Source organism: Lentimicrobiaceae bacterium, assembly GCA_023227965.1.
Lineage (GTDB): Bacteria > Bacteroidota > Bacteroidia > Bacteroidales > JALOCA01 > JALOCA01.
In genome coordinates, this window is record JALOCA010000001.1 from 122,199 (window position 1) to 145,303 (window position 23,105).

At 34.0% G+C, this 23,105-nt stretch carries 16 protein-coding genes, 2 tRNA genes and 1 riboswitch; of the genes, 9 read left to right on the plus strand and 9 right to left on the minus strand.

Going from position 1 to position 23,105, the window contains the following annotated elements; translation table 11 throughout:
• The first annotated feature begins 179 nt into the window (after positions 1–179).
• Positions 180–1,745, plus strand: a complete 1,566-nt coding sequence (locus M0R21_00470; protein ID MCK9616291.1) for a fibrobacter succinogenes major paralogous domain-containing protein — start codon at positions 180–182, stop codon at positions 1,743–1,745.
• A gap of 77 nt (positions 1,746–1,822) precedes the next feature.
• On the opposite strand, the gene M0R21_00475 is transcribed toward M0R21_00470, so the two are convergent.
• From M0R21_00475 to M0R21_00485, 3 genes are all read right to left on the minus strand, one after another.
• Positions 1,823–2,632, minus strand: coding sequence for a hypothetical protein (locus M0R21_00475; protein MCK9616292.1), 810 nt, complete (start codon positions 2,630–2,632; stop codon positions 1,823–1,825).
• Between the two features lie 127 nt (positions 2,633–2,759).
• The gene (locus tag M0R21_00480) at positions 2,760–5,129 is read right to left on the minus strand and encodes a TonB-dependent receptor (protein ID MCK9616293.1); all 2,370 of its coding nucleotides are present in this window, start codon (positions 5,127–5,129) and stop codon (positions 2,760–2,762) included.
• A 57-nt stretch (positions 5,130–5,186) separates the two neighbouring features.
• Positions 5,187–5,283, minus strand: a riboswitch (TPP riboswitch).
• 10 nt (positions 5,284–5,293) lie between these two features.
• A complete protein-coding gene (locus M0R21_00485) occupies positions 5,294–5,971 on the minus strand; it encodes a DUF434 domain-containing protein (GenBank protein ID MCK9616294.1) in 678 nt (225 codons plus the stop codon).
• A gap of 59 nt (positions 5,972–6,030) precedes the next feature.
• Between M0R21_00485 and aroQ the strand changes: the two genes are divergently transcribed.
• Positions 6,031–6,447, plus strand: a complete 417-nt coding sequence (gene aroQ / locus M0R21_00490) for a type II 3-dehydroquinate dehydratase (protein MCK9616295.1) — start codon at positions 6,031–6,033, stop codon at positions 6,445–6,447.
• 29 nt (positions 6,448–6,476) lie between these two features.
• Here aroQ and M0R21_00495 read toward each other — a convergent pair whose 3' ends face one another.
• From M0R21_00495 to M0R21_00505, 3 genes are read right to left on the minus strand one after another with little or no spacing between them, the layout of a single operon-like run.
• Positions 6,477–7,499, minus strand: a complete 1,023-nt coding sequence (locus M0R21_00495) for a glycosyltransferase family 2 protein (GenBank protein MCK9616296.1) — start codon at positions 7,497–7,499, stop codon at positions 6,477–6,479.
• A 51-nt stretch (positions 7,500–7,550) separates the two neighbouring features.
• The gene (locus M0R21_00500; GenBank protein ID MCK9616297.1) at positions 7,551–8,507 is read right to left on the minus strand and encodes a lysophospholipid acyltransferase family protein; all 957 of its coding nucleotides are present in this window, start codon (positions 8,505–8,507) and stop codon (positions 7,551–7,553) included.
• A 6-nt stretch (positions 8,508–8,513) separates the two neighbouring features.
• Positions 8,514–10,025: a GWxTD domain-containing protein gene (locus M0R21_00505; protein MCK9616298.1), complete on the minus strand. Its 1,512-nt coding sequence runs from the start codon at positions 10,023–10,025 to the stop codon at positions 8,514–8,516.
• 170 nt (positions 10,026–10,195) lie between these two features.
• Here M0R21_00505 and M0R21_00510 point away from each other — a divergent pair.
• Together M0R21_00510 and M0R21_00515 are read left to right on the plus strand one after the other, a co-directional pair.
• Positions 10,196–10,284, plus strand: a tRNA-Ser gene (locus M0R21_00510).
• A gap of 64 nt (positions 10,285–10,348) precedes the next feature.
• Positions 10,349–10,435: transfer RNA gene (locus M0R21_00515), tRNA-Ser, on the plus strand.
• Between the two features lie 13 nt (positions 10,436–10,448).
• Here M0R21_00515 and M0R21_00520 read toward each other — a convergent pair.
• Positions 10,449–12,581 carry a tetratricopeptide repeat protein gene (locus M0R21_00520; GenBank protein ID MCK9616299.1) on the minus strand — a complete coding sequence of 711 codons (2,133 nt, stop codon included), beginning with the start codon at positions 12,579–12,581 and terminating at the stop codon, positions 10,449–10,451.
• Positions 12,582–12,640: 59 nt separating this feature from the next.
• Here M0R21_00520 and M0R21_00525 point away from each other — a divergent pair, with 59 nt between their 5' ends.
• From M0R21_00525 to M0R21_00540, 4 genes are all read left to right on the plus strand, one after another.
• A complete protein-coding gene (locus M0R21_00525) occupies positions 12,641–14,377 on the plus strand; it encodes a M23 family metallopeptidase (protein MCK9616300.1) in 1,737 nt (578 codons plus the stop codon).
• Positions 14,378–14,585: 208 nt separating this feature from the next.
• The gene (locus M0R21_00530; GenBank protein MCK9616301.1) at positions 14,586–17,306 is read left to right on the plus strand and encodes a DUF3352 domain-containing protein; all 2,721 of its coding nucleotides are present in this window, start codon (positions 14,586–14,588) and stop codon (positions 17,304–17,306) included.
• 66 nt (positions 17,307–17,372) lie between these two features.
• Positions 17,373–19,022: a hypothetical protein gene (locus M0R21_00535; GenBank protein MCK9616302.1), complete on the plus strand. Its 1,650-nt coding sequence runs from the start codon at positions 17,373–17,375 to the stop codon at positions 19,020–19,022.
• Positions 19,023–19,038: 16 nt separating this feature from the next.
• Positions 19,039–20,658 carry a DUF5723 family protein gene (locus M0R21_00540; protein MCK9616303.1) on the plus strand — a complete coding sequence of 540 codons (1,620 nt, stop codon included), beginning with the start codon at positions 19,039–19,041 and terminating at the stop codon, positions 20,656–20,658.
• 3 nt (positions 20,659–20,661) lie between these two features.
• Here the strand turns inward: M0R21_00540 and M0R21_00545 are convergent, their stop codons facing one another.
• Positions 20,662–21,531, minus strand: a complete 870-nt coding sequence (locus M0R21_00545; protein MCK9616304.1) for a glucosaminidase domain-containing protein — start codon at positions 21,529–21,531, stop codon at positions 20,662–20,664.
• Positions 21,532–21,844: 313 nt separating this feature from the next.
• Here M0R21_00545 and rsmG point away from each other — a divergent pair, with 313 nt between their 5' ends.
• Entirely contained in the window at positions 21,845–22,465 is a 621-nt protein-coding gene (rsmG, locus tag M0R21_00550) for a 16S rRNA (guanine(527)-N(7))-methyltransferase RsmG (GenBank protein MCK9616305.1), read from the plus strand.
• 53 nt (positions 22,466–22,518) lie between these two features.
• Here rsmG and M0R21_00555 read toward each other — a convergent pair whose 3' ends face one another.
• Positions 22,519–23,073, minus strand: coding sequence for a hypothetical protein (locus M0R21_00555; protein MCK9616306.1), 555 nt, complete (start codon positions 23,071–23,073; stop codon positions 22,519–22,521).
• Positions 23,074–23,105: the final 32 nt, after the last annotated feature.

Genomic DNA, 23,105 nt, shown 5'->3' on the forward strand with positions numbered 1-23,105 from the left:
GGTTTTTTCGGACAAAAGCGTTTATTTTTATTATTTTGCAAAATATTTTTTGAAAAATGTAAAAGATATTCTTCTTTTTTATTTATTTTTGTTTGTTGCTAAAAAAAATTAACTAAACCCTCAAGGTTTTCAAAACCTTGAGGGTTTAATGAACGTAAATATTAAAATAAAAAAGCTTCATGAAAAAATTATATTACTTAGCAATTTTGGCTGTACTGTTTGCCGCCTGCGATAAAGACGGTTCCTCTCCGGTTGCTCCCGGCGAAATATCCGGGAAAATAGCAGCGACTTACCCGGACTCCGTAATTATAAACGGAGTTGTTCCAACCACCGCCACCGAGGCGGGGATCTGTTGGGATACAGTCGGTTCGCCGACAAGAAATTCCGATCATGCGACAGTAAAACCGTCAACAGACGGCAAAATTACTGCTACTATACATAACCTTCTGCCTGGGCAGAAATATTATGTAAAAATATATGCTAGTGATAACGGAGAAATCCGTTATTCGGAAGCTATTCCGTTTGTAACAAAGCCGCAATGGGTTAACACCGGTACTGCTTCCGGCGTCGAACTGCATCAGGCTACGCTGAATGGCACTATCGACCCAATTGTAAGTGGAGTAGAAACAACTTTTTGGTTCGAATGGGGTGAAACAAGTTCCTACGGGAATAAAACCCCTGAACAAACCATAGGACGGTTGAAAAGCTCAACCGCTGTAAAAGCCGTCATTGACGGCTTGGATTGGCACAAAACGTATCATTTCTGTCTGTTTGTAAAAACGAATGGACAAATTGTCCAAGGCAGGAATTGCAGCTTTCTCACGCGGGGTAATATTCCCGACGTAATCGAAGTTGTTATTGATAGTAATAATTTTGATAAGTTTATTATCAAAACAACGGTTAATCCTAATCTTATCGCTACTTCGGTAGTGATTGAGTGGGGCGAAACCAACGTTTACGATCATGTTACCAATCCTCAATCCGTTGGTTCTACCCAGGCGGCGCAAGCAGCATTTGAGATTCCGGTTCCGGAAAGAGCTCTACAATACCATTTCCGCGTTAAAGCGGAAAATGCACTTGGCGCGACCTACACCCGGGATACTACTTCAGTCAGTCTGGCTTTAGTGGACAGGTATGGAAATAAGTTTCATGCCTGTAAAATCGGCAATCAGTATTGGCTGACCGCCAACTGGCGGGTGCTCCATTATAATAACGGGGATCCTATCCCCAACATCACCGATCCGGTAGCTTGGGGCGAGCAAACCTCGGGAGCGCTGTGTTTCTACGACAACAACCAAGCTAATTATGAGGTCTACGGACCTTTATATAATTGGTTCGTTATTGCCGATCCCAGAGGTATTTGCCCTCCAGGTTGGCATGTGCCGAGCTGGTACGAGTGGCGTGAGTTATACAATTTTCTTGGCGGTATAGGCAGCACGAATGGCGGCAAACTGAAAGAAGCCGGACTGACGCATTGGTTCCCGGAGAATTTCCTTGCCACCAATTCAACCGGATTTACGGCATTACCGGCAGGAGCCAGGGCGCAAACTACCTATGATCCGACTCCGGAAGAAAAAGGAACCTTTTATCTCATCCATGAATATGCATATTTTTGGACTGCCGACGAAGTGCCGGGCGATTCTTCTGCCTGGGACGTATTTTTAATAGGCAGTTCCTGTAGATTATGGGACTATGGCGCCGGATGGAAATATTACGGAGAGTCAATCAGACTAATAAAAGATTAGCCTTAAGATTGGCTGTAAAAAAGGACGTTCGCTATGAATGTCCTTTTTCTTTTGCAAATGGTTTGGATTTAAAGCCGCTAATCCTTTATGCATCGAACACTAACGCCCGCGTCTATGCTTTGTGCACCATCATAATTTCCATAAGAATAATAGCCATCGACCGTAACCGGTAAATTTCTAGCAACAAACTTAGGTTCGTTAATATAGCTAGCTGTTCGAAAAACTTTGCCATTATCTCTTCGCAAATAACTGCCGTTAATGGGGTAACGATAACCGTAAAGAGTGCCGACATTAAAATCATAATAAGTATTTAAACAACTGGCAATAAAAATGGCGGTAGTTGTATTATAACATCCGTGTGCCGACACCGCACCGGCTAAAGCGTCTATCTCATATCCGAAAGGAATATGCCAACCCGACGGACAAATACCGCGGATTGGCGTGGTGCTGGCATTGCCATCGCCTTGAAGACCGCCGTTAGGCAAAGCCGTGAACCATTGATAAAATATGCCCTGATCGCAACTTGAGGTATTTTCGGTACAAGCATAACGGTTATTATAAGTCGGGACAGTGCTGGCCGGCCATTGCGCGATCATAGTGCTACTGGCATTTTGATAAGTTTCCAAATCTTTAGTCATCCAGCACTGAGAACCAATTAAGGTGGTGGTATATGCCACATCCTGATAACCGTTGGAGTAGATGCAATCGCTGCCGCAATGGTCTTTAAAATTATCAACGTCGCAAGAAACAATATCCAACCAGACGTTTGTTGGCAAATTATTTTCAAACGAACTCCACTCATCCGAACTATTATTGGGGATAAAATAATCCTTGGTTGAACTGTTATGAACTACCCGAAGCCTGTCTGCATAATCCACGACCGTCATTATTTCATTACTATTCAATAATCCTGTCAGGTTTCAAAAACCTGACAGGATTTAAATTAATTAACCTTCCATAGTACGAAGTACTTGGAAGAGTTTTTTTGGGGGGAAGAGTTTTTTATATCAGTTTTTAAAATTTCAGGTTAACTCCTGCCATCAGGTTTCTTCCAGCCTGTGGGAAATAGCCATCTTTTTTTGAATAAGTTCCTTCGTAATAATAACGGTAAACCCAGGCATTGGTTTCGTATTCTTCATCCAGCAGGTTGTTTATTTGCAGGCTGAAACCGATATTTTTAATTAGTTTGGTTGAAAAACTATAATTCAACATCAGGTTGTTAACAAGGTAGGCATCTAAGCTGCGGTCGTTGCTCGAAGTGTTGTCAGCGTATTGCTTTCCAACATATTTAGTGAGAATGTTTACAGAGAAATTTTTAAACGGACTTACTGTAAAACGGTTGTTGGCAACCACATTAGGCGAAAAAGAAAGGTCGGTAGTGCCAAGTTTGTTCTCAATCTGTCCGCCTTCGTCCCAATTATCCACAAACTCGCTAAAGTTTTTGATTTTATTTTCACTCAAAGTGAGGTTTGCATCCCAGCTAAAATATTTACAGGGGGCATAAATGCCACTCAGTTCTATTCCCTGGCGGTAGCTCTTTGGAACATTAGTCATGATGGCAGCACCCACGTCGTTGATTTTTCCGGTAAGAACCAATTGGTCTTTGTAGTCCATGTAATACAGGTTTGCAGTAAAAGAAGCGACTGTTGTCTTAAAACGGTAGCCCAGTTCGTAGTCGTACAGATGTTCTGACTTTGGGGTCAGTCCGGGATCAGCATCTTTAAAATTGGAACGACTTGGTTCGCGGTTGGCAATAGCAAAAGAGAAGTATAGGTTGTTGTTATCCGACAAATCGTAACTGATGCCAGCCTTAGGATTGAAAAAATCGTAGGAATGATTTTGTGTAAGTACACGGTAATCATCGTCAATGCCATTCAGTTTGTAATACACATGGCGGTATTGCATGTCAGCATAAAGTGAGATTTTATTTAGCAATGAATAGTTTAGCTTCAGATAGGAATTGAAATCCTTTTTGGTGCCATCGTTGCGATACCATTCATAATCAATAAAAGCATTGGAAGTAAACTGTGCCCAGATCACCTTTCCGTAATGATCGCCAAGATATTCGTTATAAGCCCCGCCAAGGGTTGCCGAAAGGTTTTTCTTTTTATAATCCAGCGACCATGTTGCGCCATAAAAGTTATTGCTCATCCATTTTCGTTGTACCAGATCGGTTTGTGTGATGGTATCCATCCCAATAAAAAGCGTATCCATGCCATAGCTGGCAAAATCTCTTTCTTCTTTATATTGTTCGTAATAACCTTTTCCACGGGTGTAGTGCAGAGCAGTGTTCAGGAAAAGGCTTTTGGTAATTTCTCTTGAGTAAAAAAGCTGGTAATGATCCTGCTGATAGTTGTCCGTTTCATTTTTATAGGTGAAACCATTGTAAGTACGGTTGGTATCGAGGATGTACGAAGGAATGCCATCCCATGCAAGGTAAGTACGTTCATTTCCGGAAATGATGTTGAATTTTACTAAATCCTTTTTCCCGACATAGGCACCGGAAAGCATGTACGATTCCAGGTTTGAGGTGGCGCGGTCAATAAAACCATCGGAAGAAACTACCGAAACGCGTCCGTCCATAGTCCAGTGCTTTGCAAGCATGCCGGTACCAAAGTTTACGCTGTTACGTGCCGAATTGAAAGAGCCGTAGGCACTGTTGATTTCGGCATAAGGTTCTGCATTTGTTTTATTGGTTTCGATGTTGATGCTGCCGCCAAAGGTAGCGGCTCCGTTGGAAGATGTCCCCACACCACGTTGTACCTGTATATTATTAATAGAAGATGCCAGGTCGGGAACATCCACAAAGTACACCTCCTGGGTTTCGGCTTCGTTGTAAGGGATACCGTTGATGGTAACATTGATACGCGACATGTCGGTTCCGCGGATACGCATCCCGGTGTAGCCAATCCCGTTTCCAGCATCGGAAGTTACGACAACCGATGGCATGCTTTCCATCATAAAGGGTAAATCTCTTCCCAGGTTTGTTTTCCTGATTTCTTTTTGATCCAAATTATTAAAAGTAGTAGGCGCATTCTCCTTAACACGGGAGGAAGCGATGATCACCTCGTCGGTAAGGATGGAATTGTGCTGCAAAACGATGTCAAAATGTGCAGATTGTTGAAGATTGACCTCTAATGTAAAGGTTTTAAACCCGAGATAACTTACCTTAAGCATGTAAGTCCCTTTTTTTACTTTCGGGATGTTGAATTCGCCCTTGCTGTCGCTGAAGGTAGCAAGGAAAGTGTTTTCGATGCGAATGTTAGCTCCGCAAACCGGTTTGTTGTTTTCGTTGTCGGTGATGTTGCCGCTGAGGCTTACTTGTGCATTTGCCGCAAATGGAAGGATGAAGCATGCGAGCATCCAGGTAAAAAATTTTTTCATTTCAAATTGGTTTTAAGTTGAACATTAACGTAAAACCAATAGAGGAAAATAATTAAGAGAAGATTGCTTTTAATTCCCTTCGCCGGCATTACCCGGAGCAGGTTCAAAGAGTTTGATCTCAGCCCATATTTTTAGGGCACCCCTATTGGAAAATTGATGCAAATTTAAAACAAAAATTTATTCAAATTGAAAAAATCGGGACGAAAATGATAAAAAAGTACTGCCCTTGGAAGGTCGGTTAGAGGTAAAAGTGTTCTATCAATGATGCTCGAATCGGAAGTGGCAATAATGCCTTGCTGGATGTTTTGCAGAACAAAATCCGGCGAATCACAGGTTTGGGAGCTTCCCTCTAACCCTTTTGATGCCAAAAGTTTATTTACCTTTTGACTTAAAATACCGCTAAAACTCACCGGCTGGTCGAAGTAAAAGTGCAGGGGGCATTGAATATGTTCATTTTCAATAAAGGTAAACAAAAGTTGCAATGCCCTATCAATTAGTTCATCGCGGTAAATTTTGCCGTGCATCTCAGCAGTGTCGCGAAGCACCTCATCTCTTCCTATGAAAACAAGATTACCGGCAAGGTAACTCGAAATGATTATCAAAACATTATAACCATCTATGTGCAAGGGATTCTGATGTAGTTCAGTAATCTCCACAAACTTTACTTTACGGTTTAAAGCCGTTTGTTTGTCGGTGATACCTCGAAAAAGGAGCGTCCGTTCAGTTCCACTAAGGGCATAACGATCTCCAACAATCTTTAAAACAGCTTTTTGTGGATATTTGCGTTCGAGCAAAAAACAGTAATCGTGAAGTGCCCCGGTGAAATTTTCTGAAAAATTCATGACTCATTTCGGATTTGTAAAGATATGGTTATCTTTGCTCGGATGCAAACTTGTGGCAGATGCAAAAAATTATCATCATTAACGGACCCAATTTAAACCTGCTTGGCAAAAGGGAACCCGAAGTTTACGGTAATCGTTCTTTTGAAGAATATCTTTCCGAACTGCGTTTGCTCTATCCGGATTTTCAGATAGATCATTTCCAGAGTAACGTGGAGGGAGAGATCATTAATAAACTACAAGAGACCGGTTTCAGTTACGATGGGATAATTTTAAATGCAGGAGGCTATACGCATACCTCTGTTGCCATAACTGACACTATTAAGGCTATCAAGACACCAGTAGTTGAAGTTCACATCAGTAACATAAATGCAAGAGAGGACTATCGCCGGCAATCGTTGATAGCAACGGCAGTAAAAGGAAGCATCAGTGGATTTGGGATGGATTCTTACCGGTTAGCGGTGGAAAGCTTTCGCTAAATTACCGAGTTGAATGAGAAAAAGAAATATTATTTGTAGAAATTTTCCTGATCCAGATCGGTAAAAAGTTTTTTCTTGCGGATAAAATATTCCACTACCATATTGCGGTTGTAAATATTGGTAACATGCTGGTGCTTTATCTTCTGGCGTTTTTTTAGGTTCATTTTCAGGTGGCGGTAAAAGCTCATATGTGCACGAGTAACTGCCCAGAAGTCACTAAAACCACCATCTTTCAAAAACTTAAAAGCTGCAATTCCATCCAGGAAAAGCCGTGTAACGAATACCTTTAGCAATAAATCGGAGGGAAGGTTTTTATACAACATGGTGATGTTGTTTCGCATGTTCAAATAGGTTTTATGCGATAAAATCTTTGGCAACGTACCGCCACCTACGTGATAAACAGTTGAATGTGGACAATACATGATTTTATAACCTGCATTTTTCAGTCTCCAGCAAAAATCTATCTCTTCCATATGGGCAAAGAAATCTTCGTCCAAACCACCAAATTTATGGTATAAATCGGCTTTTACAAACATACATGCGCCTGTAGCCCAGAAAGTTTCCGTTATGTCATCGTATTGGCCATTATCTTTTTCCAAAGTCTGAAACAACCTCCCACGGCAAAAAGGATAACCATAAATATCAATGTAGCCGCCAGCAGCACCAGCATATTCAAATATTTCCGGATGGTCGTACGAGCGAAGTTTAGGCTGGCAGGCTGCAATTGCAGGATCGGTTTCCATCAATGCAATTACCGGAGGTATCCAGTTTTCGGTAACTTCAATATCGGAGTTAAGAAGCACATAATAATCAGCATCAACCTGTTTCAATGCATCGTTGTAACCTTTTGCAAATCCCCCGTTTGTAAGATTTTGAATCACGCGGATTTCAGGGTGAGTATCCTGCATAAATTCGATAGAACTGTCGGTGGACGCATTGTCGGCTATAACAATTTCGGCATGTTGGCTGCTGTATTTTATAACAGTAGGTAAAAATTTTTTAAGAAATTTCCTTCCGTTCCAGTTTAATATTACAACAGCAACTTTTTTCAATCTATGGAGGGATTAATACGGGGTTTTATTATCAGTGTGCAAATCTAAAATTTATTGCTGGCTTAACAAAATTGTGTTGTCATCCTTTTTGTGTTTCCATCTTTTATGCGACCATAACCAGTTTTCAGGGTGATTTTGAATGATTTTTTCGAGGAGTTGAACATGTTTTTCTGTTATCTCATAAGGTTTTGTTTCTCTTGGATTTTGTTCTATTTCATGAATAGTCAGCTCATAAAACCCTCTTTTGGGTCGGTTTACTTCAATAAAAATTACAGCACAGTTTAAGCTACGTGCTATTTTTTCGGCACCCAGAAAAACCGGTGTATCCTGATGCAAAAAAGTGGTCCAATAGTTAATTTCTCCTCTTGTGGGCGTTTGGTCGGCTACAAAAACACAAATAAAAGGTTTATCCCGATGTTTGAGAAGTGTACGGTAGCTATCTTTAAATTTAATTATTCCGGCTTTTACCAGGCGTAACCGAATGCTGCCAAAATAAGAGTCGAAATATTTGTTTGAGAGAGGCTTTACAATTACAAATGCTTTTCGTGGCACTTTTAACCCTAAGTACATAATGCTCAACTCCCAGTTAGAGCAGTGCCCCATCACTGCAATAATATTTTGAGAATTTTTATAATATTTGTCAAGAATTTCATAATTGGTAATTCGTATTCTTTTTTCGAGGCTTTTTTCACCGATACGGCGTTGTTTTATTGTTTCTACTATAATGTCGGAGAGATTACTGTAAAATTTGTGGGCAATTTCCCTGATTTTTGCAGGACTTTTCTCAGGAAAAGATTTTGTTAAATTTGCAATTACAACATTTTTTCTGTATCTAAAAACATAATACAATAAAAACGACAGAATGTCTGAAATACAATACAAAAGACGAAATGGAAGCAGAGAAAGCCACCAGACAATACTTTTAACAAAAATATAGATGACATACATAGAAAATCCTTTCATCGGGTGAACAAAATTACATCCGATGGTTAAAAGAAGCAAGTCCAAAAATTTTTAATAGGGATTATTCCACTCTTCGCCCGATCTGCCAAAATAGCGGTTACTTGGGCTCATTACATCTTCACTGTCGCCGGTGCGGATTTGGCGGAATAATTCGTGTTGCCAGTTGTAATTGCTTATTTCTCCAATGGCATTTGAATGTAGCAATGTTAGCTCGTTGCCCAGAAAATGGGGATTGTAAAAAACAAATTTAACATTTGATTGGTTTTTAACTTTATAATAATGCCATATTTGATAAGGGACTGTTCCTTTGTTGACTGCTCCATTTGCGTCGTCAAGTAAGCCGGGGCTTGCTTCAAAACTTTTGTCAACAATGGTATTAGGAGGTCCATACTGGAGGTACACTCTTCCACAATCTGTATCATACCCTTTTTTTATGGGAGTAGAGAAGCTATTGTTAACCTTATCAATTTCAGCTTTATACTTTTTCCATTCCGAAGTAGGGTCAGTGGAGTTGCGGCTTTTCCAGAAATTATAGAAATACTGTTGTAATGTGGTTAAATCCGCTGAAGCTAACTGATTATTGACAAAACTTTTTTCTATTTCGGAAGAAATCGGTCCTAATGAACGTATATATTCGGTAAGGGAATCGCGGTTAGTTATGTTTAATACAAAAGTGTTGGTAATGTTAAGGTTGGTAACATCTTTCATGTCAATTTGGATATTAGGGTTGCTTCGTTGGAAAAACAACCTGTTTGAAGCAATTATGGCATTTTCTCTGTTGTGTACTTCAATTCCCAGGTTATAGTTTCCCGAAGGAAGTTTTGATATATCGAATTCACCCAAAATTACGTTTACTCCTTTGGTCGTCTCTTTTTTAATGTAGCTGTAATCGTTGAGGACTTTCCCGTTTTCAAACGATTCAATAAACCAATTAATTAAATATTTTTGGTCAGCTCCTAAAATTTTATCTGTATTATAAATTTCGGAATAAAAGGTTATTGTATTTGTTTTAGCCGAGTAAAAATTGCTGACATGGGGTATCAAGTCATAACCACTTTTGGTTTTTATAGTAGGTTCTGTAGCTTTAGAATAGCTTTCGATAAGTTGGATACCTGAAGTCGAAACTGTATCTAAAGGGAAATCAATAACTATTGGCTGAGTAACATAAAGTGGTATACTGTCTCCATTTGCATCTGCCAAAATAAGCTCAAAGTTATAATTTCCGTTAGGCAAAACAAATCGTTGCTGATCAATAAAATTGATATCCAAGCTTGCGAGATTGTCTAATTCAGGAGTTAGAAATTCATATTTTTTATAATTTTTTATAATATTATCCTGCTTAAACAGCATCGTAATGGCAAGTTTTCCCTGGTATTTTCCCTGTTGGTTTTTTATATAAATAATACTTTTCCCCCAAACAGAAAGATAAGTTTCAAAATAAGGGCCATACTCAGCAGAGTTAAAAGTTGCGTATGCTAAATAAGCTTTAACCATGGAGGCTTTTGTAAAAGAAAGCCCAACGCTTAACAACATTGTTAACAGAATAAAGAAAAACTTTTTCATAATAAAGGTGCTATTAAATTCGATTATACAAAAATAGTAAACAAACTGGAAAAATAGAAAAGAAATCGACAAACCTGATAAAAACAAAGGTAAACAGCACTATATCAACGATAAAAACATTGATTAAAAAATTAATTGTCCGGTTTGAAAAAAAAAGTAATTTTGCCGGCGGAGAGATGGCAGAGTGGTCGATTGCGGCGGTCTTGAAAACCGTTGAGGCTCATAACCTCCGGGGGTTCGAATCCCTCTCTCTCCGCCAACTGCTTACTATGATGTAATGCAAGGAATTAACCCAAATGGTTGTTCTTTTATTCAATTCTAAAGGAGAGATGCCAGAGCGGTTGAACGGGGCGGTCTCGAAAACCGTTGATCTCTTACGGGATCCGGGGGTTCGAATCCCCCTCTCTCCGCATCATTAAATTTTTACATTTTATTGCTCCTGTAGCTTTTTGAGAGCAAACTAAAAAGGACAAAATCTCTGTTTTTGATGATGAATTTTAGCCTTTTTGAGGGAATAATTATTCTCACGAGTGTTCCTGAAGCTATTCCTTCTTTATCATGCAGATCATATATAGTAAGTCGTATTCCTAGTTTATATTTTTTGTTTAAAAGCTGAATTCTTTCATTTGTAATTTTTGTTGATAATGATTTGTGTAAAGATTTATTTTGTTCTTGTATAAGATTGGCTTTTTTTCTACCTATTCCGTTATCTTCAACTTCTATTTGCATAATTTCATTTCCCATAAAAATCCGGATGAAGATATTTCCTTTATCTTGTTTGTTTAGAATCCCATGATCAATGGCGTTTTCTACAAGTGGTTGTATCAGCATTGGTGGAATATATTTTTTTTCAGGGTCGATAGCCGGGTCTATCTCAAAAGAATAATCAAATTTATTTTCAAAACGAAGTGTTTGCAATAATAAATATAGCTTTAATGTTTGTATTTCATTTTCGAGAGGAATGAATTCTTCTCTTGAATTAGTTAAAACCAGCCGTATAAGTTTTGCAAAACCCGACAAGTATTTTCCAGCTTCGAACAAATCGTTTTTAAGTATATAGCTTTGGATGGACGAAAGTGAATTGAAAATGAAATGGGGGTTCATCTGCGAACGAAGTAGTTTTTGTTCAAGTTCCAATGTTTTTTGTGCTGATTTTAGTTTATTATGTCTGCTGTAAAGTATAGCAAGCAGAATGATGAGTATAAAAGAAAAAGAAAGACCATAAACAAGATTTTGTCTTTTTCGAAGAATTAATTTTTGTATGGAATTTTGTTTGGAGAGATTTTTAAGCTGCTGTTGTTTTTTTTCATTTTCATATTTAGATTGAATCTCGGCAATTTTTCTATTATTTTCTTCTTTGGCAATTTTCAGCATAATATCCGATAGCAATTGGTGATATTCTAATGCCTTTTGATAATTTTTTTGTTCATAAAATAATTCAAATAATTTTTTATAACTATTTTTGATATAAAGGTTTACTCCAAGTTCTCTGGCAAGTAGCAAGCCTTTGTTTAAATAAATCAAGGCTCTATCATAATGCCTCATTTTAATATATGTTGAACCAATATTGGCATATGAACTTGCAATTAATTGTTTATTCCCTGTTCTTAAACGTACTTTAAAAGATTTAAAATTGCATTTAAGTGCATTATTATAATCTTTTTTTAGCATATACACATGGGCAATATTTGTCCATAAAATACTCATTGAATTCTTATCATCACTTTGGATTCGTATATTTAATGCCCTTTTATAATAAGACATAGCTTTATCCAGGATATTTTTATTGGTAAACATATCACCTAACAGAGAATAAGTTGAAGCAATTCCTGCTAAATCATTTTTACTAATATATTCATTAAGTGAAGATTCTATTAAAAGTAATGCTTTCTTTTCGTTATGAATACAATTATTGTAATATAGACCTTCATATAAACGGATATTAGGATAGTTTCTTTCTTCTATTTTTTTCCCCTTTAAAAAATGTTTTGATTTTATAATAAATTTTAACATATTATCAAAATCATTTAATTCATTGTACATACTGATAAGTACAGAATATATTCCAATAATATTTTCGTAATCGTTTGTAATTTCCGCAAGTTTTAAACTTCTATAGTAATAATCAAATACTTTATCAATGCGGCCGGTACTTTTATATACTGATGCAATATTTTTATAACATAAAAATATTTTCTTATTATTTTTTCTTGATTGATAGTAAATAATAGCTTTCTTAAAACTTAAAAGAGATTCATTAAAGCTACCAAGCACATAAGCGCTTTGCCCAATATTAAAATAGGAGCGGGCAAGTTCAGAGCTATTATTTTCTTTTGCTGCATGGGATAAAGCCTTTTTTGCATAATAATATGATTCATTTGAGAGAAAAAGGTTATAATAAAACTCTGATAGGTCATTATATATTTTTGAATTGTTTTCTGATTTTGTTTTGTTTTGTAAGGCATTCAGTAAACTGTCGATATTTTTATCATTGTTTTCCGGGAAAACTATAAGTGTTAATAATTCAAAAATCAATACTATGATGGTTTTTCTCATCTGAATCTTTCTTCTGATGTAAAATTAAAAAATATTTGGTTTTTTAGTACTTTGGCGACATGAAAAAAGTAATATTTTTCTTTAGTTTATTAGTATGTGTAACAATGCAAACCTTAGCACAGTTTGCAAATTATAGAAATTATTTTTCTCCACCCATTGACACTGTGCTATTATTAAGTGGGAACTTTGGTGAACTACGTGCAAATCATTTACATTCCGGAATAGACATAAAAGTTTTTGAGCAGGAGGGGCTACCTGTTCTTGCCGCTGCTGATGGCTTTATTGTGAGAGTAAAAGTATCACCGGTGGGCTTTGGAAAAGCATTATACATAGACCATCCTAACGGATTTACTTCTGTTTATGGACATTTACAGCGATTTAACAACACAATAAATGCTTATGTTAAAGAAGAACAATACAAAAGAGAATCGTTTGAGCTTGATGTTTTTCCCGGAAAAGATAGATTTTTGGTTAAAAAAGGGGACACTATAGGATATGCCGGAAATTCGGGATCTTCGTTTGGACCACACTTGCATTTTGAAATCAGGGATACATACACCGAAAGACCTATCAACCCTTTGTATTTCAATTTTCCTATAAAGGACACAATAGCACCTGCTATTAATTTATTAAGGATATATCCTTTTAACGATTCATCTTTCGTAAATAATAGTAACTCTCCTATGGATTTTATTATTTCCAAAGATAGTCTCTATAAACCGGAGCTAATAGAAGGTGATACTATACAATTAGCTGGGAGTATTGGCTTTGGAATAGAAACTTATGATTATATATATAATAAAAATGATAAAAGTGGCATCTATTCAATGCAATTATTTATTGACTCTGTCCTTTGTTTTTATTGTACTGCTGATAGCTTTGCATTTGATGAAACACGTTATGCCAATTCTTTGATTGATTATAATTATTGGATGAAAACGGGTATTCGTGTGTATAGAACTTATATACAACCAGAAAACAAACTTTCTTTATATGATTATGTATATAATTCTGGTATTTTTAGTTTTTGTGATAATTTATTGCATTCAATCCGGATAGAAGTTGCAGATTTTAATGGAAACACGGCTCAATTAGCATTTACAGTTAGGGGAAAACTTCCCTATCATGATCTTATTAATTTACCCTATTGCAATGAGGATGTCGGGTTTTTTATTCCCGAAAAAGATAATATATTTGAAAATGAAAATATTAGTATCTTTTTTCCTAAAGGTTGCTTGTATGACACACTGCATTTTTCATATGCTTCAGAACACATTCCCAAAGGCTGTTTTTCGGCTTTACATTGTATTCATAATGTTTTTACTCCCTTACATAAAAATATTCTCGTTAGAATAAAAGTAATAGGATTGCCATCTAAATACATAAATAAAACACATATTGTTAAAATACAAGAAAATGGTGATAAAATTACATGTGGAGGAGAATGGGAAAATGGCTATATTAAAACAAAAATTGTCCAATTTGGAAATTATTCCGTAGTAGTTGATACCATTCCACCTATAATCAAAGTACTAAATTTGTCCAAGAGAAAGTATCTCAAAACCCAAAAGACACTTGAATTTGAAATCAAAGATTCTTCATCCGGAATAAAAACTTACAGGGGTACAATAAATGGACATTGGATTTTAATGGATTATGATGCAAAAAACGATAAACTTATTTATTTTATTGATGAAAAAATAGTGATGGAGAGTAATAAATTTAAACTGGTCGTTACGGATAATTGTAATAATATTAGGATATTCTCAACCCAATTGTATTATAATAAAAAATAATTTTTTTATATTTTAATTGATGAGACATTTTTTAATGGGCTATTGGTAATATGTTAAATATTATTTATAATAAATATTAAATCTGCTTTTTTAATATTAATTAAGAAAATATATTCAATATTTATTAACAGATGTTTGTTGAAAGTATTTTTGGAAGAATAAAACGTTTCGGTTATAACTATGTACCTTTGAGAAAATACAATCAGCGATGAAAAGTTTTGGGAATAAAAAACTGATTATAATTACTTCTATAGTAATAAGTTTGGTGTTAATTCTTTTTTTATTTTATAATTTGTTTACTGAAAAACGTGAACCTGCTTTAAGAGCCATACCTTCAAATGCTGCATTGATAATTGTAACACAATCCCCACATGAAACTTGGCAAAAATTGTCAGAAAACAATATTTGGAAAGAATTATTAGGAATTAAAAATTTTACTCAGCTAAATGATGAAATAGAATTTATTGATTCTGTTATCAAAAACAATATAAAAGTTGGTAGAATAATAAATAAAAACGAATTATATATTTCATTACATCAGGTTTCATTAGTAAAATATGATTATTTATTTTCTATAAGTTTAAATATTGAGGGACAGAAAGTTTTTATTCAAAAACTAATCGGTGAGTTGTCTTCTGATAAGTCGGCATTTATTCAAAGAAGATACAATGGCGTAAGGATTTATTCAGTTATAATTAAAAACTATGAAAAAGTATTTTCTTATGCAATTTATAAAGGTGTATTTATTGTAAGTTTTGCTCCTTCACTTGTTGAAAAAGCAATTGATCAACTTAATACAAAAGATGATTTGTCTAAAAACCAATCATTAAAATTGTTGTCTTCTTCTGCAGGTAAAAAGGTTAATGCTAATATTTATATTAATTATAAAAATTTTTCAGCTTATTTGAAACAATTTGCTCTTAAAGGTAAATTGTCCGGGCAGTCAGATATTGCTAGCTTTATAGAGTGGACAGAATTGGATGTGTTGATTAAAAAGGATAAGATTCTGTTTACAGGATATTCCACAATACATCCTGAAAATGAATATTTTTTACAGCTATTTGCTAATCAACCTCCATATAACCATAAACTCATTGATTATTTTCCTGAAAACACATCTGTTTTTACTATATATTCGTTTTATAATTATACAAGATTTATAAAAGATTATAATAAATATTTAAAAAGAAAATACAATATAAACACTTTTGATGTTCGTATGAAAGAACTTGATAAAAAATATAACATCAATTTTGAAAAAAGTTTTTCGGATATAATCGGGAAGGAGGTGGCTTTGGTCATTACTTCGTTCCCGGAAAATAAAAATCAAAAGGAAAATACTTACGCTTTTATTCATACGAACGATAGTTCCAACAATTCAGCCACTTTTCCCGAACTTTCTAATGTTGTAATGAAACTAACCGGAGCCGAGGCTGAAACTCGCGACTATCTGGGTTACCAAATAGGTAAGCTGAATGTGCCAGGATTATTAACTCTTTTTTTTGGTAATTTATTCTCGGAAATTTTTGGTAATTATTTTACAACTATTAATAATGTGATAATTGTGGGTAATAGCCTTGATGCTATTAAAAATTATATTAATTATTATAATTCAAATAAATTATTAAAAAATACAAATTCTTATAAACAATTTTCTGAAAATATTGATGATAACTCAAATCTGTTTTTTTATTGCAATATTGCTAATTCAGAAACTTTTATTGATAACCAACTTAATAAAATATATAAAATAAAATATAATGAAAACGCACAAGTATTTTCTAATATTAGCGGAATATCGGTACAGTACAAATCTTCAGGAAAACTTTTCTACACAAATGTTTGTATAAAATACAAAGGAGATGAGCAGTCTGAATTTGCTGCAGAATGGGAACTTCCTTTAGAATCCGGAATAATTTCAGCCCCTGTTATAATTAATAGTGGTAAAGAGAAAAAAATAGCCATCGTTGATTTTTCAAACGTATTATATTTGATTGACGAACAAGGAGTAATTGATTGGAAAATAAAATTAAAAGAAAAACCTTTAAGTAATATAAATGAAATAAAAATTAAAAATGAAAATTATATAGTATTTAATACAGAAAATTATTTGTATTTAATAGGAATGGATGGAAAATTTAAAGAAAATATGCCTTTAAAACTCAAAGCAAGGACAACATGTCCGCTTCAGTTAATACAAAATAAGAAAGAAATTTCAGTTCTAATTGGCGGAAATAATAAATTAATATACGATTATTTAATAAATGGAACAATAAATAAAAATTGGGAAACACCTAAAGTGAAATCTATTATTCGTGCTATTAATTATTATAATATAAAAGGAAGAGTATATATAGTTTTTGTTGATAACGTGGGAAATATATATATAACAGATGCAAATGGAAAACAGCTCAATTTTTATAGCCAAATTATCGGAACATCAAAAGATACAAAAGTATTTCCTAACCTAACCAATAGTAAATCTTTGTTTTTATGTAATGATTCTATTGGGAGTATTATTTATTTGTTAAAAGATGGAACTGTAGAAAAAAATAAATTAACGGAAATATCTTCAGATTTTGATTTTGCTTATGAAGACTTCAATGGTGATAAAATCAATGAATTTATTTATTTTAGACAAGGAAAATTTACTGTTTTTAATCAAAATGGGAAGGTATTATTCGAACAAGTTTTCCCGGATGAATTTTTCTCCAATATATTAACTTTTAAACGAACTCCTTTACATATAATATTTGGGATTACTAATAAGGATAATAATAATTTATATTTACTGTCAAATAATGGAATAATTAATTCTAATGTGAATATTATAGGCGATACCCCTTTTACTTTGCAAATAGAAGATGAAAATATTTATAGTATTTATACCGGAAATAAAAATAAATTGCTGAACTATTTAATAAAGTAAGTGGTTTCAGATAAAATGGCATAAAATGAGTACATTTGTATAGGCATTTACTTAAATTTTATAAATATGAAAGCTCTAGGATGTCGTTGGGTGGGGAAAACAGATGCTATGCTTAAATATTTAATAATGTGTTTAACAGCATTCGTTCTGGCATCTTGTTTAAAAGATTATGATTTTGATAAAATGACGGATCCGGATTGGAATGCAAGCTGGGCTGTTCCTATAGTGAATTCAAAATTGTCATTAGAAAAAATATTAAATAAAGATGATAATTATTTTATTGAAGATGAGCAAACTCATCAATTAAGTTTAGTTTACAAAACTCAACTTCTGTCGCAAACCGCAGAGGAATTCCTCACGATTGGCGATCAAAACATCCATGTGGTAACAGATACTTTAAATATTGATGCACCTACAGGTGATACTTCTTTGTATATTATCACAAAATATTATCAATTTAACCCACCTAATGAAGGACAGCGCATTGATAGTTTGTTTATTAAATCAGCATTAATATCATTAAATTACATGTCTTTTATTAATCATAATGCCATTCTTAAGGTGAAAATACCAGGCGCTTCCAAAAATGGTAATATTTTTCAGGAAAATATTGCCTATACTTTTACGGGCTCTTTGCCAGTAACAGGTGATAAACAGCTTGATTTTTCGGGGTATAAAATTACACTCGACAGCAGTCCGGGGCATACTAACGAATTAGCAGTTATTATTGAACTTAGGGTAATCGGAGACAATAACCCTAACAATTCGCCCTATACTTTTATTTTTGATGCAGATATTACCGGTGTAAAGTTTAGCAAAGTTTTTGGGTATTTTGGTCAATATGAATTTCCGTTTAACGATAGTATAACTTTTAATTTGTTTAGAAATAACATACATGGTGATTTCAGGCTTGAAGATGTTAAACTACGTGTAATGGCAAATAATTCAATGGGAATGCCCCTTGCAATTCACATTCAGGAGCTTAAGGCTCATTCAAGCATCAATGCTCCTTATAATGTAAATATAAACGACCATCTGTCTTTTCCTAATCCATTATTTATTCCGGCACCTGATGAACAGCATATTGGACAAAGTGCAGATACAACATATGTGTTCAGTTCAGCTAATTCAAAAATAATAAATGCAATTAATATTTCACCACAATATATTTTATTTGATATTATAGGGAAATCAAACCCTGCCAACAATCCTAATGCAATTAACTTCATTTACGATACAAGTCGCTTTACCGTTGACCTTCAGGTTGAAATGCCTTTATATGGTTTATTAAACGGATTCTGGCTTCAGGATACAATTAATTTTGAAATTAATAAATTAGATAATATTGAACAAATAGAATTTAAAATTAATTCTACCAATCATTTCCCAATTGATGCGGAAATACAGGTATATTTTGCTGATTCAAGATATAGAGTACTTGATTCATTAATTTATCCGGACGATGACCCTATAGTTTTAAAAGCGGCGCCCGTTGGTGGACCTCCTGATTACAGAGTAATAGAAAATCCTCCGCCACAAGAATATACTTTTATACCAGAGCCTTTAACCCGCAACCGTTTGGATAAACTTGAAAATTGTAAAAAGTTGATTATTCGTCCTAAATTATCTACTTACCAGCAGGGATTGGTAAAGATATACTCTGATTATACCATAGATGTAAAAATAGGGACCCAGGTAAAACTCAAATCAAATTAAAATTGGGGAACTTGCTATGAAAAAAATGCAATTTATTTCGGGGATATTGTTTCTAATTCTTCTTCTTATTATTATAAACAAAGCATTTGCACAACAAGGCTATAATGCGCAATTTATTCGAGCATTACCCTTGCAACATTCTACAAATCCTGCTTATACCCCATGCTATTCTTATTATATCGGATTTCCAGGATTAACAGGTTTACAGTTTCAAACCGAGAACAGTGGTTTTACAGTGAAAAATGTTTTATACAAAACACCTGATGATTCGGTTCATTTTTCCACGGATAAATTGTTAAATTCCATAAAGAAAAATAATTATTTGTCTGTTGGGCTTGAAAATGACATTATTGCATTTGGGTTTAAAATAAAAAAAGGATATTTGCATTTTAACCTTTCTGAACGCTTTAATAGTACAGTATTTTATACAAAAGATATGCTTGACTTTTTGGTAAAAGGCAATAGCAGTTTTATTGGTAAAAATGTAAGTTTTAAAAGTATAGGACTAAACGCAAACTATTACCATGAAATTGGAATAGGATATTCGCGTGAGATTGATAAGAAATGGACTGCCGGAATAAAGGTAAAGTACCTTGCTGGGATAGCTAATATTTATACAAAAAAATCGGATATAAGCATTTATACCGATCCTTCGGATTATGCCCTAACCGTAAAAACGGATTTTAGCCTTTATTCGTCTTTGCCAGGGACATCAATGTTGCCAGAAGATTCAGTTGATTTTTCAATTGAAGGAAAGAATTTTTCAAAAAGTCTAATGAAATTTAAAAATTCAGGTTTGGCATTCGATTTGGGTGTTCAATATAAATACAATGATAAATTAAAATTTGGTGCAAGTATAATTGACTTGGGATATATCAACTGGAAATCAAATACTAAAAATTTAGTTTCCAGCAAATCAACTGGTTCGTACACTTTTAGAGGAATAGATATTAATGAATTTTTTGATAATGATTCTACAAAATTTGATGATAAAATTAATGAGGTAATTGATTCCTTGTCTGCTAATTTAGGGTTAAAAACCACTTATAGTAAATATCGTTCCAACTTAATTTCTAAAATATATCTTAGTGGAATGTATGATGTATCTCAACGAGATCATCTGGGTTTGCTTATTCGTTCCGATATTTATCAGTCAAAATTAAAAACCGCACTTACAATTCATTATAACCATGAATTTGGAAAATATCTTTCCCTGATGACTGGATATTCCCTGATGACTAATAACTATTTAAACTTAGGGTTTGGTTTTGCTCTGAATGTAGGTTCTGTTCAGTTATATACAATGACAGACAACGTAATAACATTTTTAAGTCCTTATAAATCAAAATATGGTAATCTAAATTTTGGAATCAACTTTGTTTTTGGTGACAAGCGTAAAATAAGCAAAAGTCCCGTTAAATCAGAAATTCAGGCAGATACTTTGGCAATTCGTGAAGCATTGCCAGAACTCAGAAAAATAAGTAAAGAGGAAAAGATGCAGCTTAAAGCTGATGAAAAGGAAAAAAGAGAAAATGAAAAAATTGCAACCAAACAGGAAAAAAAGATAAAGAACAAATCATTAAGACAACAACGAAAGGAATATCGCCGTCAACAAAAAAAGAAGAAAGCGTTATAAGAATTATCTATTTTTATTCTTGTGAAGCCAAACCATATCTCCTTTTTTAACTTCATAATTTTTTGGTAGTTTATTATATTTAATAAGATTTTTTAGCCGAACCCCATATAATTGCGAAATGCTGTATAAATTTTCGTATGCCTGAACTTCGTGTTTTTCAGCGCCTGATTTTCTCTTTTTCTTAGCAATATAAAGGATTTGCCCTTCGGAAAGACAATCGGTTTTTTTCATATCGTTATACCAGCAAATCTGATACAAGCTTGTATTGAGTTCACTTGCTAATTTAAAAAAATTATCTCCTTCTTCAATAAAAATAAACGCTATTTTATTATTAACATATACAGTTCTATTTTTTATTTTTTTCTTTTCTTGAAACCTATCCCTTGTAGGATGAATGTAGCCCTTTAAAAACCTTGAACAGTCGCTCGTATTAGCAATTGCAGATTCCTTCGCTAAAATAATCTCTTTAGATGTTTTATCAATATCATATAATTTATTGGACTCTATTATTCTTATTAAAGCTTCTGCATATTTGGGATTTGTAGCATAACCCAACCTTTTCAGACCTTCAGCCCATGCGCGATAATCAGTAATATCTAACGAAAAAAGCGAAGCATACCTATTCCGGGTTGTTAAAAATAGTCCATGGTCACGAAATGCCTCAATATCGTTTTTATATTTTCTAAAACACTCGTTCTGTGCATCATCATCTATTAATACTGTATCTCCTTCCCAATCTTTATGGCATTTGATACCAAAATGATTACCCGATTTTTTAAAAAAGACGCTGTTACCGCTGTTGGTTTCCAAAATCCCCTGAGCAAGAATAATACTTGCTGGAATTTTAAACTCGTTCATTTCCCACAAAGCCATTGATTGGTATTTTTCAATATACTCTGCGGAAGTTAACTTTTTTTCGTTGATTTGTGCGAAAGTGAATCCGGGAAAAAAGATTAAAATAATGAAAAAACTAACAAGTGAATACCTTTTAGCCATTGTCAGATATAAAAAATTAAAAAAATATCAATAAAAAGCAAAACCGTATTTACAAAAGTACAGAACAAAATTATAATATAAACTAAAAGATGTAATTATTTTTTACAATCATTTTTCTCTGAAAATCAATTGTAAAAACATAAATATGTTTATAATGATAGAATTTTATCTAATTTTGCTGTTATAATATATGGAAATAATAGAAAAATACTTTCCCGGATTATCGCACGAGAAAATAGGACGATTTGTACAATTGCAGGCGTTTTACGAAAATTGGAACCAGAAGATTAACCTGATTTCACGAAATGATATTGTACATTTATATGAGCACCATGTATTACATTCCCTTTCCATTGCTAAAGTGATTGATTTTAAGGATAGAACTTCAATTATGGATGTGGGGACAGGCGGAGGATTTCCCGGAATCCCGCTTGCCATATTGTTTTCCGGTTGCAATTTCTATTTGGTAGATTCAATAGGTAAGAAAATTCAGGTTGTAAATGCGGTGATTAAGGATTTGGGGCTTACAAATGTAAAGGCTGAGCAAAAAAGAGTTGAACAAGTGCAGGAAAAATTTGATTTTGTTATAAGTAGAGCAGTTACACAATTGCCTATATTTTTTCAATGGGTACAAGGTAAAATTATTTCCGGAGGCTTTAACAACTTGCCTAATGGTATTCTTTATCTGAAGGGGGGGGATTTGGAAGATGAGTTATGCTCTATAAAAAAGAAATACAAGGTCTTTAATTTGTCTGATTTTTTTACAGAAGAATACTTTATTACTAAAAAGATTGTGTATATCAAACGGTAACTTTTGCTAAATTTTCCTTATTGTATGCCGTAATAATCAATATTATATTGCAACTATTTTTTCCATTGCCTGTATTTATCTACTAAGCTGACTGTACTTTCGTCGGGTTTGGTTATTTCGGTGGTAAGACTTAGCGTTTCTAGTTTTGTATCCCAGAAAACAACCGGCATTATTTCTCCACCAAAGGTTCCATTGGATGCAATATAGTTTTCGGAGTCGTAAGCCGATTTCACGCAAAACATGTAAGGTGACTTGGGATTGTACTGATACAAACGTGCTGTTTCCAAATCGGGAAACTCAAGGATCATTTCTGCGCATAATTGTCCATTTTCTTCAAACAGTCGTTTTTGTATGTTTGTAGCTTTCGGGTAATCTTTTTCAATTTCATCACTTTCAATATAGGTGTTGATCAATTCATCGAAATCTTCGTTGGAAACATCGGTGTCTCCGTCTTTTACCGACATAATATTGATAAATTTTACAGTAAGTTTTCCTGAGTTTTTTCCGGTAATTTCAAATGTATATACTTTTTTCTCGACGGTTAAACATCCAGGTAAAATGAGTAATACAAGCACAGACACCAGCACTATAAATGAAAATTTATACATAATAATGAATATTGAAATTATTTTCAAATATA